The organism is Streptomyces sp. NBC_00846, assembly GCF_045207325.1.
GTDB lineage: Bacteria > Actinomycetota > Actinomycetes > Streptomycetales > Streptomycetaceae > Streptomyces.
This window is the reverse complement of the sequence record NZ_CP108846.1, coordinates 240,057-252,365: the sequence shown is the minus strand read 5'-3', so window position 1 is coordinate 252,365 and position 12,309 is coordinate 240,057. Positions and strand designations below refer to the sequence as shown.

10 protein-coding genes and 1 pseudogene are annotated in these 12,309 nt (G+C 69.6%); 4 read left to right on the top strand and 7 right to left on the bottom strand.

Going from position 1 to position 12,309, the window contains the following annotated elements:
• Window positions 1-762: 762 nt before the first annotated feature.
• Both OG936_RS01220 and OG936_RS01215 read right to left on the bottom strand, forming a co-directional pair.
• The gene (locus OG936_RS01220; protein ID WP_406491889.1) at window positions 763-1,596 is read right to left on the bottom strand and encodes a hypothetical protein; all 834 of its coding nucleotides are present in this window, start codon (window positions 1,594-1,596) and stop codon (window positions 763-765) included.
• Window positions 1,597-1,612: 16 nt separating this feature from the next.
• Complete coding sequence (locus tag OG936_RS01215) at window positions 1,613-1,975, bottom strand: hypothetical protein (RefSeq protein ID WP_406491887.1); 363 nt, start codon at window positions 1,973-1,975, stop codon at window positions 1,613-1,615.
• A 497-nt stretch (window positions 1,976-2,472) separates the two neighbouring features.
• On the opposite strand from OG936_RS01215, the gene OG936_RS01210 reads away from it, so the two are divergent.
• The 3 genes from OG936_RS01210 (at window position 2,473) to OG936_RS01200 (ending at window position 7,693) form a co-directional block, all read left to right on the top strand.
• Window positions 2,473-5,790 carry a CHAT domain-containing protein gene (locus OG936_RS01210; RefSeq protein ID WP_406491885.1) on the top strand — a complete coding sequence of 1,106 codons (3,318 nt, stop codon included), beginning with the start codon at window positions 2,473-2,475 and terminating at the stop codon, window positions 5,788-5,790.
• 439 nt (window positions 5,791-6,229) lie between these two features.
• Complete coding sequence (locus OG936_RS01205; RefSeq protein WP_406491884.1) at window positions 6,230-7,495, top strand: DUF2207 family protein; 1,266 nt, start codon at window positions 6,230-6,232, stop codon at window positions 7,493-7,495.
• 54 nt (window positions 7,496-7,549) lie between these two features.
• Complete coding sequence (locus OG936_RS01200; RefSeq protein ID WP_406491883.1) at window positions 7,550-7,693, top strand: hypothetical protein; 144 nt, start codon at window positions 7,550-7,552, stop codon at window positions 7,691-7,693.
• Window positions 7,694-8,193: 500 nt separating this feature from the next.
• Here OG936_RS01200 and OG936_RS01195 read toward each other — a convergent pair whose 3' ends face one another.
• From OG936_RS01195 to OG936_RS01175, 5 genes and pseudogenes are all read right to left on the bottom strand, one after another.
• Complete coding sequence (locus OG936_RS01195) at window positions 8,194-8,928, bottom strand: dienelactone hydrolase family protein (RefSeq protein WP_406491882.1); 735 nt, start codon at window positions 8,926-8,928, stop codon at window positions 8,194-8,196.
• A 562-nt stretch (window positions 8,929-9,490) separates the two neighbouring features.
• A pseudogene (locus OG936_RS01190) lies at window positions 9,491-9,736 on the bottom strand (ATP/GTP-binding protein); the annotation flags it as partial.
• A gap of 285 nt (window positions 9,737-10,021) precedes the next feature.
• The gene (locus OG936_RS01185; RefSeq protein WP_406491880.1) at window positions 10,022-10,600 is read right to left on the bottom strand and encodes a dienelactone hydrolase family protein; all 579 of its coding nucleotides are present in this window, start codon (window positions 10,598-10,600) and stop codon (window positions 10,022-10,024) included.
• A 90-nt stretch (window positions 10,601-10,690) separates the two neighbouring features.
• Window positions 10,691-11,278 carry a DUF6262 family protein gene (locus OG936_RS01180; protein WP_406491878.1) on the bottom strand — a complete coding sequence of 196 codons (588 nt, stop codon included), beginning with the start codon at window positions 11,276-11,278 and terminating at the stop codon, window positions 10,691-10,693.
• Window positions 11,275-11,592: a hypothetical protein gene (locus OG936_RS01175; RefSeq protein WP_406491876.1), complete on the bottom strand. Its 318-nt coding sequence runs from the start codon at window positions 11,590-11,592 to the stop codon at window positions 11,275-11,277. The genes OG936_RS01180 and OG936_RS01175 overlap by 4 nt, the downstream gene beginning before the upstream one ends.
• 131 nt (window positions 11,593-11,723) lie before the next feature.
• Here OG936_RS01175 and OG936_RS01170 point away from each other — a divergent pair, with 131 nt between their 5' ends.
• Window positions 11,724-12,308, top strand: a complete 585-nt coding sequence (locus OG936_RS01170) for a DinB family protein (RefSeq protein ID WP_319285695.1) — start codon at window positions 11,724-11,726, stop codon at window positions 12,306-12,308.
• The last annotated feature ends 1 nt before the right edge of the window (window position 12,309 follow it).

Genomic DNA, 12,309 nt, shown 5'->3' with positions numbered 1-12,309 from the left:
TGTCGGCAGTATCGGCCTTGCGGCGGCGAAGGGCACGTGCGAGAACGTCATGGGCGCGCCCAGGTCCGAATCAGGATGCGTGCGGTTGTGGCCGGACGTCGGTGTCTACGCGTACACCGGGCCTCGTCAGCACGTGGTGTATGGGGACGTTCCAGCCCCTTGCTTGCGGCGGGAGGGATTGCGAAGCGGCGTTCGCTGTGCGGACCGGCCGTGGTGCCATCCCGGCAGATTCTTCCTCTGCTGGTGGTACATCTTGCATGGCGCGGTGACCAGGGAAAACGCAGGCTGGATCTGCGACAGGCGGAGTGTTGGCCCACGTATGGTCCGGATCTTGGTACTGAAGAGGCGGTGGGCGTGCCAGCCCGGAGGCAGGTCCCGCACAGGGGGTCCGGGATGACCCGAATTTTTGGCGGACCCGCTTCTGACGCCCCGGTACGGGGACTGGCAAAGAAGCACAGTCGAGGAGGTGGCGTCGGCACACTACGGCTGTGAGTGCACTTCCGCTGCATTTCGCCATGCATCGGCAGCGCGTCGCCTGGCGTGACCGGTGCTGTTTCTACGGCTAAGAGGCGGCCGATCACGCACCTCGTGGGGGCTGCCGGGGAGGCTGTGGTCAACCGTCTGGCAGCTGAGAGGGGCGTTCAGGAAGCCGCCTCTACCCGAAGGAGAAGGGGTATCCCCGCAGGGTGGTCCGAGCGAGCCTCCGCCGTCTGTCGCCGCTGCCGGACCGATCCGAACCCCGGGACGGCTGTCCGCGGATGCTCAGGGCTGGCCCGACTTGCCCAGGCGATCGCCGAGGACGCGGCCCTCGGCCTCGGAGAATCCGGTCTCCGGAGCGGCCACCCCCACGGCCTCCGCGAGCGCGGGAAGCTGAATGTCGATCATCGCCTCGGCCAGCGTCGCAAGTTCCGCGATACAACTGCGGGCCCGCCGCCACCCGGTGAACCAAATCGCGACCCCCACCGCCAGCGCGGGCCACCACACCACACCGACCAAGATATAGAGCATGCTCCAGCCGGCCAGAGCGACGGCCTCGGACAGCCGGACCCGTGCGTCCAGCACCGGCTGCCGGGCCTCCTCACCGACCAGCAGCCAGATACGCGGCCACACCACGGCCGCGCTCAGGCGGTACTCAGCCTTGATTCGGACCTCGATCAACCGGACCCGGTCACCCATCCACGTGGGGCGCCGCGGCAGGTAAGCGGCGACCGGCGTGATCCCGGCCCGCTCCGCGTCAGCCAGCGCCCGGGAGCGCCGGCTGAACCGGGAGCGCACGAACCAGGCACCGGTCAGGGCTCGTTCGCGCAGCCACCACCGCTGGGTCAGCTGTCCCAGCCCTCCGGCGACCGTCCCGGCGAGGGCCGCGCCGGTCGCGACCAGCACGGCGACCACGAGGGGGCGGGCCGGTTCGACGCCGAGCCAGCCGCCCAACCGGGCTGTCTGCGCGATCAGCCGGTCCAGATTGAGGGCGTGGGCATGCCCCAGGGTCGCGGCCGTCCCCGCCGTGAGCGCCAGCAGCAAACCCGGCAGCAGCACGGCAGTGATCCACCGCCCGCTGACCCGTTTGCCCACCTCGGTGAGGATCAGCCCGAACATCGCCGCCTCCTCCGAGTCATGTCGGTCGCATGGGCAGGCCGAAGGCCGCACAGTCGGGCGGATGCCCGTGGTCGTCGCGCCGCTCCCGGCGCTCGCAGCGGTCACGAGGGCAGGCGTACTCCCCGGCACCGATGCCCGGCGTGGTGCGCAGGCCGGGGATGTCCGCCATCGCGGTGGAGGGCCGGTCCGACCAGCTCCGGGCAGGACCTTCAGGCTCCGGCGGCATCCAGCGTTCAACAGCCCCGGCTGCCGAACCGCCCTGCTGGATACGGACGATGTCACGCTCGACGCGGTCCAGGACTCCAGCCTGGCGTGCCTGGACCAGCAGAGCCGGCAGTTGGTCGCACCACCGGGTGAGAGCGTCGGAACCGGTCTCCATCCGGGCAACCCCTTCTCGCTCGCTGTGCGTTCCCCGCATCCGCAAGCGGCCGGAAAGAGCACGCCAACAGCACTGTCGGTGCTTAAAGTTGAGCATAGAGCAGGTACCTGCCAGGGCGGAGGAGCAAAAAGATGTTCCGACGGCGCGGACCAGACGGACCGAAGCGAGGACGCGGCGCTCCGCAGAGCTCCAGTGAGCGCGACGGGCCCGGTGCTTCACCCAGGACCGGTGCGAACGACGGGATAGACCCCGACCTTGAAGAGGCTCTGGCCGCCCTCAAGCGCTATGACGCCTCTGGGGACACCGCCTACCGTGACCACGCGATAGAAGCGGCGCGACGGGCCACTACCGGCCTCCCGCCCGAATCGGACCACCGGGTATCCCTACTCGTGTTCTTCCTGCCGATGCTGTGGCGCCGGGTCACCGACGCCCCCACAGTGCAGGACGCTGCCGAATGCACCGGTCTCTACCGTGAGGTGCTCAACAGTCCCTTCAGCATGAACCATCCCCAGCTGCGTGTGATCTGCGCCCATCATCTCGCGGTCTCCCACTGGATTCTGCACGACCGCGGCGGTGCGCCGGAGCACGCGGAACAGGCGGCTGACGCGGCCCTGGACCTCCTCGATGCTTGTGTCGCTGCTAAGGAACCGGACCCGCTGATGTCCGCCGCCGAGTTGCTGACCACGGCGATGAACCGGCTCCCCGCCGGTCATCACTCCCACAAGAGACTCGTCCTGGCGCGAGGTGCCGCCCTGATGTGGTGGATGAAGGTGACCGGAGACCCCGGTCCCCTGGAGGCCGCCGATGAGGACATCCGCCGGGCGGTGCACCTGTGCCACCCTGAGGACCCCTTCTACCGCGAGGTCCTCATCAGTCTCGCCGATCTGGTCGGCCTGCGGCTCACCTTCAGCCGGCAGTTCGAGGACCTGACCGCCGCGATCGACGGCTACCGCCGGGTGCTCGACGCCCTGCCGCACGACGACCAGGTCGCACACGACATGCTCGCCAACCTGGGGATCTGCTACCGCGTGAGATACGAGACGCGGCAGGAGCAGGCCGACATCGACGAGGCCGTGCACTACTTCCGGATGGCCGTCGAACGCATCCGTGACCCCGGGAAGCTGGCGGCGGCGAAGGCCGAACTGGCGAAGGCCATCACCTTGCAAGGTCCCGAGGAGAGGATGACCGTGCCGCCTGGCGGGCTCACCTTCCTCGCGGGCCCAGGGTCCCGGCCCAAGCGCCCTCTCGCCGAGGCGGCCCACCGCCCGGAGGAGCTTGCCGCACACGCCGTGCTCCTGGCCGATCTGCTCGCCGAGTACGAACGCGGCGGCGACAACGCGCTGCTCGACCGGATCGATGAGCACGGACACGCCGTACTCGATGCACTGCCGCCCACGCACGCTCACCGCTGGGTGATAGGACGCCCCTTGGGGCTCGCCCTGTTGCGCCGATTTGAGGCGACCGGTCGGGGCGAAGACCTTCACGAGGCGGTCGAGCTGCTGCGTGAGGTGGTGGGACGCCCTGCCGGCGGCATGCCCGAGGAGTCCAGTGACCTGATGCATCTCTCGGGGGTGCTGATCGCCCGCTTCAAGCACGAAGGAGGCGTCGCAGGGCTTGACGAGGCCATCGCGCTGGCCCGGCGGGCGGAGGTATCCGCCTCCGACCGGTCCGAACTCGCCCGCGCTCTGAACGCGCTCGGTACCGCCCTGGTGTATCGCGCACAGTTCTCGGGCAGCGGCCTTGATCTGCGGGAGGCTATCAGTGTCGGGGAGTCCGCGCTGGCCGCCGCGGACACACCGTCCCTCCTCGCCCACGCGCAGGGCACGCTCGGCAACCGGCTCCGGCAGCGCTACCTCGCCGACGGAGACCCCGCCGACCTCGATGCGGCCATCGGCCTGATGCGTACCGCGCTCGCCCACCGGGACAACAAGCGCGCCGCGGTCGTGCGGACCGCGCTTGCCCTGGCACTGCGTGACCGGGGCGTTCTGGGCGGCGACGGCGGAGGTGATCTGGCTGAGGCCGCCACACTGTACCGAGCGGCCCTGGCGGACGAAGCCGTGGGCTCCCCCCAGTACGGACACGCCCAGTTGGCGCTCGCGGAGGTCCTTAACGATCTCGGCAGACGGGAGGAGGCCATCGGCCTGCTGGACGATCTGACCCGGTCTGGCAGCGGGAGCCGTCTGGACCGTATGGACGCGGCCCGGACACGGGCCGGCCTGCTCGCGGACCGCGCCTTCGACGCCGACACCCGGCGGGACACGGCGGACGGCGGGACGGGGGTGGGAGGCCACGGGGCGGCCGGCGACTGGCGGGCCGCGACCGACGCGTTCTCCGACGCCGTCAACCAACTTCATCTGTCCGTGTGGCGCGGGCTGTCCCGTGCCGACCGGGCCCGGCTGCTGGCCCGCTGGTCCGGGCTCGCGTCCGACGCGGCAGCGGCTGCCATCAACCTGGGAGACGCGGAACGCGCCGTCGAACTCCTCGACCACGGACGGTCCTTACTCTGGGGCCAGGCCCTCGACGGCCGTACCGACCTCACCGCGCTACGGGCGGTGCGGCCGGATCTGGCCAATGAACTCGACACCGTCCACACCGGCTTCGCGGCCGAGGCGTGGACCGACGAACGGGGCGCCCACTCTGCCGCCGAGCACCGGCGGCGGCTCGCACTGGACTGGGAACGCCTGGTGACCTCGGTCCGCACACTCCCCGGGTTCGCGGGCTTTCTGCTACCCACGCCGTTCGCCGAACTGTCGGCAGCCGCCGCCGAAGGACCGGTGGTCCTGGTAAACGTGAGTGTCTACCGGTGCGACGCGCTGGTCGTGAGCGCGGAGGGCGTACGCGTAGTCCCGCTCCCCAGACTCACCCTCGAACAGGCCGAGGCATACGCCCGGCGGCATCTGCGGGCCATGGGCCGGACCGGGGGCCCCGGCCTGGCCCATGGCCCCCGGGACCAGGCCCTGCTGTCGGTTTGTGAATGGCTCTGGGACACCGTGGCTGGACCCGTCCTCGCCGAGACTGCGCTTCTCCCGCAGAGGAGAATCTGGTGGTGCCCGACCGGGGCGCTGACCCAACTTCCCCTGCACACCGCCGGATACCACGACCCCGAGGACAGCCACCGAGCCGCCGCCGTCATAGACAGGGCCGTGTCCTCCCTCACCCCCACCCTGCGCGCACTGCTGCACGCCCGACGCCCGGCCAAGAAACGCCCCCGCCGCCTCCTCGCGGTCGCCTGCGAACAACGGCCGCGCTATGTCACCGGCCTGGCCGACCTGCCACTGGCGCTGCGCGAGGTGAGCACCCTGCGCGACCTCGTCCCGGACGCCACCATCCGCACCGGTGGCGCGGCGACCAGAGCCGAAGCGATGGCCCTGCTTCCCGGTCACACCTGCGCACACTTCGCCTGCCACGGGGGCCCCGGCGGCCACGGCCCCGAGGGACGGAGCGTGCTCTTCCTCGCCGACGAACGGCTGACGATGGCCGACTTCGCCGGCCTCGACCTCGCCGACGCGGAACTCGCCGTGCTCTCCGCATGCCACACCGCCACGGCAGGACCTGAACTCCCCGACGAGGCCGACCATCTGGCGGGCGCCCTGCAGATCGCCGGCTTCCGGCAAGTCGTCTCTACTCTGTGGGCGATCGGAGACGACACCGCGGCGGCTGTCACAGACGATCTCTACCGCGCCCTCACCGCCGACGGCGGCGACCTCGACCCCGGTCACGCCGCCACCGCGCTGCACACCGTCCTGCTCCGGCTGCGCGAGGCCGAACCGTACCGCCCTGCCCAATGGGCGCCGTTCGTCCACTTCGGCTGCTGAACGGCGGTCGGCCGCCGCTCAGCAGCCTGAGCGAGTGCCTCTCCTTTTGGAGCGTGCGGGAGATGGGCGCCCACGTCCCGTTTGGCCGCCATCGCCGTCTGCACGGCATGCTGCACCGCCCGCATCGTTGCCTGCCCGCCTGAGTTGCGCCTCGCCAGGCCCGAGCGCGAAGCACCTCGCCCACCAGGGTTGTGCTTCGCTGGGGCCGAACTCGACACGGCGGTAGCGTGGCAGCCGGGCGATCCGCTTGCGCCGACGGTGGATGGGCTGCTTCGCGGACTCCGCGACGAGACTAGCGATGGTTTGTTGACGGCGGGTCAGGACCGTAGTAGGCCGGTAGCGGAGGAACGTCGCCTCGCCGTCTGGGGGCTTGTGATGACCCGTCGTCTGCCGTGTCCGCCCGCACCGGGCCCGCTGGAAGCCTACGCCGCACGCTTCGATGACCTGTTCTCCACACTGGCACAGCGCCGTGGGTTCCGCGAGCACATCGGACGGCAGTGGCTGGGCCGGCTGGGCAAGACCGACCCTCGACAAGCTGAAGGGGCACGAGGGCGTCACCCTCTACGCCTCCCGCGGGCAGAAGCTGACCGGAGCGAAGGTGGCCCTGCCCGCGCCGCCCTCCGGAAAGGCCGTCGGCACGACCGTGGAAAGCCCACTGCGGGTGGGTCTGCTCGCGTTCGGTTTCACGCTGGTCTGCGCCGCCGCGACGGTCTTGCTGCTGCGTTTCCTCGGCCGTGACCGGATCGTCGAGGAAGGACCCGACGGCACGCCCGGCCGGACGCGGCGCGTCGCCCTCGACCGGCCCGCCGCCTCGCTCACGCCGTCGCCCGTGCCCCCAGCGGAATTGACCCCGGCACAGGGCGGGATCCTGCTCGATGAACGGGTCGAGAGCCACCACCAGGTGGCCTGGCTCCTCGGCGCGACGATCGACGGACACGTCGGCATCGAGGGAACCGACCAGCATCCCACCCTCACGCGCCGCGATCCGGCCGACGCACCCGCGGACCCGCTCGCCAGGGTCGTCTTCGGCAGCATTTTCTCGGGACGCGACTCGGTCACCCTGGGCCTGCGCGACCCGCAATTCCGGTCGGCATGGGAGAGCCTCAACCGCGGGCTGACACAGTGGCAGGCCGACAGCGATCTGTGGGACGCGGCCGCCGCGCGTCGCGCCCGCATCGGACGCACCATCGGCACCGCCGCCACCCTGCTCGGCTTCGTCACGACGGCCGTCGGGGCCTGGCTCAGCGGCCACCGGAGCGCGGCCGGCTGGCCGGTCCTCGTGGTGGGCCTGATCGCCGTCGGTGCCGGCTTCGCGCTGTGGCTGCGCTCCGGGGAGCTGCAATCCCGCACCCCGCGCGGCACCGCCCTCTGGCTCCGGACGGAGGCGTTCCGGCACTATCTCATGGACCCCTCCTCCCGGCACGACGAGCACCCCGACGAGATACGACTGAAGCTGTACACCGCGTGGGCGGTGGCCCTGGACGTGGCCTACGCGTGGGAAGGAGCGATCGCCGACTCGACGGCCGCTCCCGTGCACCGCTCGACCCTCGTGGCCGGGTTCGCCCCGGGCTTCGCCCTCGGCCTGATCACCGCCGCCTCGACCTCCAGCGCCGTCCCTCCCTCCAGCGGTGGCGGAGGTGGCGGCGGAGGGTCCGGTGGCGGCGGAGACGTCGGTGGGGGTGGCGGTGGCGGTGGGTCCTGGTGACCTCTGGTAGGGGCCTGGCGCAGGCTTCTACGCCGCCGACGCGACGATGAGCGGGTGCCGCGGGCCCAGAGCTTGGCACTGTTCGACGCCTTGGCCTCAGCCGAGAAGACGCCGCACGCCAACCCCGGCAAGCATGCGGAGATCCCGACATTCGAGCTGGACAGCACGCTGCGGTTCTCCGCCCGGAACCTCGGCTAATACCGCCGCCTACAGTCCGCGACGCGCTGACCGAGCCTCGTTCCCGATCAGCGCGTCGCACAACAACAGGGCAGAGGTGCGCTCATGCGGCATCAGGCACCCGAAGCCCCAGCGGTGGAAGTTTCCCTACATCATCAAGTAGCCCGCGGGCCTTCGTGATCACGGTTGTTCTCTAGGCAACCGATCGTAACGCCTTCGGCGTGAGGAACCGAGAGAACCAACGCCTACGCTCACGCTGTGCAACCACTCGGCGAAGCCGACGGGAGGCGCACCCCACTAAATTCGAAGACCCGGGATGCCCCGCTCGCCGGGGACGCCCCGGTGGCGACGGCGAGCAATTCCGCCGAGCCAGCCGAAAGCTCCCGGACGAAGTCGGCCTGCTCGTCGGCCATTCAGCATTCGGTGGCCGGGCGGGCCGGCCATGCCGACATTGGTGTGGCCCGCCGAACCGTCTGCTGGTCGTAGCCGTGTACTTCAGGTTTGGTTCCCGAGCCGGAGCCTCAGCTGTTGGCCAGGGTGCGGTCGAGGAGGGGGAGCAGGTGGTCCCAGTGGCGCTGCAGTCCGGCGGGATCGAAGGCGTCGGTGTCGGACATGGTGAACCCGTGGACGGTGCCGGGGTAGATCTCGGAGGTGTAGTCGACCTTTGCGGCGTCCAGGGCCCGGTTGAGCTCGCCCAGGGCCTCAGGCGTCAGGTCGCTTTCGGCGTGGCCGAAGTGGACCTGGGCGGTGATCTCGGCGAGGGCGTCGGGCCCGTCCGCGCCCACGGGACCGTGGAATCCGGCGACGGCGGCCACCTGGCCGGGGTGGGCCGTGGCGGTGCGCGTCGCCAGGAGGCCGCCTATGCAGTAGCCGGTCACCGCGACAGGTCCGGCGCCGACCTCGGGCTGGGTGGTGAGAAACCTGAGGTAGGCGTCGGCGTCGCTCAGGACACGTTCGGCGGTGTGCGCCTCGATCAAGGGCATCAACTGGGCCATGAGCGCGGGCCGGACCTCTTCTCCGATGTGCTCGGGAAGTTCGATCACCGGTGCCGGGCCGTGCCGGTAGAAGAGGTTGGGGACGAGCACGTAGTACCCGTGCCCGGCCAGTTCGCGGGCCATCTCCCGCAGCACGGGCCGAATGCCGAAGCCGTCCGCGTACATCAGCACCCCTGGGCGCCGCTCGCTGTGGTCGGGAAAGGCGGCGAAGGCGTCGGCCTGGCCGTCCGTGGTGGGAATCTGCAGCGTCTTGGTGGGCATGAATTCTCCTGTCGTGGTTGATGTGCCGAGCCTGTGATCAACACGACGGAGGCGGAGCCCGCGCAGCAGCGCAAGATCCTCGATCGAACAGAGGGCCCGCACCGGCCCGTACGGCGCTCAGAAGAGCACCGGGTCACCAATCCGTGTGTGGCGCAATGCCGTCCCGGTATTCATGGCCGCACAGCGTAGCCCACCGGACAAAGGCCGACGCCAGAATCCCAGTCCACAGTGCGGTTCACGAGAATGATGTCGGTCAACACCTCGGATTCTGAACCTGGGCTGTCAAGGGGAGGCTGATCTGTTGGCCTCTGCTCGTGCCGGTGTGGTCCGGGATCGTGCGTATCTGATGTAGTGGCGGACGGAGCTGTATGTGATCAAATAGTCGTGGTGGTCCATGAGTTCTGTCCAGATCTGCCGTCCATTGAGCCCTCTGCCGATCATGCTCTCGACCAGGTCGGCTAGTTCGCCTCTGGTGGGGTCGGTCATTTGATCTGTGATGGTCGGGAGTGGGGCCTCTAGGGCGAAGCGGACGTCCCGGCAGCGGAGGTCGTGGCGCTTCGCGAGCGACCAGGCCCTTCCATTCGCTGTTGTAAGGGAACGGGCGGGAGGGGATCAGGGTGAAGCGGCCGGCGATCTGGGCGCCCCGTGTCCCGGACAGCAGGCCGGATTCCTCGATGCCGATGCCGATGCCGATGCCGATGCCGGCGTAGACGAATGTGGCGGGCAGGCGCTCGGAGAAGCACTTGAGGGTGTCAGCGACTTCGGCGCCGTGGCGGCTGGTGAGCGAGATGTTGTGGAGTTCGTCGATTTTACCGACCGCAGGAGCTCATGAACCGGCTCTGAACTGCGACGATTCATAGACTACATGTCCGCGACGGGGAGTTGGGTCCATTGCTGTAACTCGCCTGGGACGTTTCATGGCACGGCCCGTCCACCGGGACGTGGACGGGCCGTGAGGTGGTCAGCGAGGCAGGACCACGTCGCTGATCCCGGGGCGGTGAGGCGAGCTTCGAGGTCGGCGACGCGCCGGTCTTGGAAGCGGAGGTTGGAGCGGGCTGCCTTTGGCCTTGGCAGTCCTCGCCGAAATGCCGGGCTATTTGATGCGGTCGAGGAAGTCCAGCACGCGATTGGCGGCCTGCGCTGCGGCATGTTCGTCGTGCGACGGCAGGCTGCTGTCGGTGAACAGGTGCCTGTCGCCGGGGTAGAGGAACAGTTCGGCGTCCGCCGCCGTCTCGACGAGTGCCCGGGCTGCGTCCACGTCGCCCTCCCCGGCGAAGAATGGATCCGTGTCCATGCCGTGGACCTGGACCGGGACGTCGTGGGGCCAGGCGCCGCCGAACTCCGCGACTGGGGCGCATGCCTCCAGCAGCAGGGCACCCTTTGCGCCGGGGCGGGTCTGGGCCAGCTTCTGCGCCGGCAGGACGCCGAGCGAGAACCCGAGGTAGACGAGTTCCGCAGGCAGCCCCTCGGCGGCGGCGGTTCCGCGCGCGATGACCGTGCCGAACCCGGCGTCCTGGGCGTAACCCATGCCCTCCTCGAGGCTGTCGAATATCTGCCCCTCGAACAGGTCCGGGACGTGGACGGTGTGTCCGGCCCGTCGCAGCTGCTCGGCGAACTCACGGACGCCGTCGGTCAGCCCGTGCCCGTGGTGGAAAACCAGCACCTCAGCCATGTCGCTCCCCTCGTGCTGCGGTGCCCGGGCGGCGCCGCAGCACGAGTATGGCCCGCACCACTGACATCTGCGGGTCATAGCCGGACGGGATCAGACCGTTGAAGCCGGGTCGGTGATCTGGGCTTCGAGGTCGGCCATGCGGCGGTCTTGGAAGCGGAGGTTGGAGCGGGCGGCCTTGAGTCGTTCGTCGAGGGCGCGGTTATCGGTGGTGAGCTGGCGGACGCGTTGTTTGAGTGTGGTGTTCTCGGTGGTGATCCACTGGATCGCTTCCAGGGTCCATTCGGCTTCCAAGTCGCGTATCTGACCCAGGAGTTCGCCGATGTGTTCCCGCTGGGCGAGGATCTCGGTGTGGGCGGCCTTGAGGGCCTCTTCGGCGTTCAGGGCGCGTTCGCGCCAGGTCGCCTCGCGCTCGTCGTCCTGCTCGGCGAGCGTGCGGGACCGGCGTTCGCCGGCCTGGGCGATCGCTGCGGCGACCGCGGTTCTGGCCTCGGCGTTGTCATAGAGGAAGGTGCGCGAGACGTCCGCTCGGCGGGCGACGGCGGCGACACTGACCTGGGCTTTCTCGCGCCGGAGTTGGATGATGGCCTGGTGGACGCGCTCCAGGGCGGTCTCGCTCTTGCGGCGGCGGGCGGCCAGGGCTGCCGCAGTGCGGAGTCCGGGAATGGTGGCGGTGTTCATGCAACTTCCTGTTCGGGGGCGTCGCCGTTGGCTGTGCACATATCGCCGTACTCGTCTGGCTCGTCGGTGCCCGCGTCGGTGAGGTCAGTGGCGCGGAAGGCGGTGGACCACACCCGGTGGAAGTAGTCCTGCGGTTTGCGCAGGTCCAGGGCGAGGGCGTCGTCGAGGAGGCCGAGGCCGGCCAGGGCCTTCTCCAGGCCGTCGATGGCGCGGGCGGTGGGTTGGAAGTAGCGGTGCAGGTAGTCGGCGGTCGCGTCGTCGGGGGCGCCTTCGGCCAGCAGGTGCCATTCTCCGAACTTAAGAGGGTGTCTCACGTGGCAAGTTTCGCGAGCTTCTTGTAGCAGGTCAGGGCGGCGGCCATGGCCAGGCCCCGGCTCTGCCAGTCGTTGCGGGACCACGTACGGGATCTTGAGACCACGAGCAGCCCATGGCAGGCTCATGCCGCATGATCGATGAATTCGCGAAAGACAACCTGCACGAGAGACTGCGGCGGGACCGCAAGGCGCTGCTCTGGAAACTCGACGGCTTGTCCGAATACGACGCCCGCCGACCTTTGACAGCGACCGGGACCAACCTCCTCGGCCTGGTCAAACACGTGGCCACCGTCGAGGCCAGGTACTTCGGCGAGGTCTTCGACCGCCCTTCCCCGGAACCGCTGCCCCGGTGGCAGGACTCCAACGGCAGCGATCTGTGGGCGACCGAGGACGAGACCCGCGATCAGATCATCGGGTTCTACCGGCGCACGTGGGAACACTCGGACGCGACGATCAACGAGCTTCCCCTCGACGCCCCCGGCCACGTGCCGTGGTGGCCGGAGCCTTATGCCGACACGAACCTGTTCGCCATCATGGTCCATGTCCTCGGCGAGTCCATCCGGCATGCCGGGCACGCCGATATCCTGCGCGAGGGCCTCGACGGCCGGACCGGGTTGCGCGCCGAACTCGAGAAGCAGATCGACGAGGAAGCCCGTGCAGCCTACTGCGCGAAGATCGAGCAGGCCGCCAGGTCGGCCGCACCAATCAAGGCTTAGA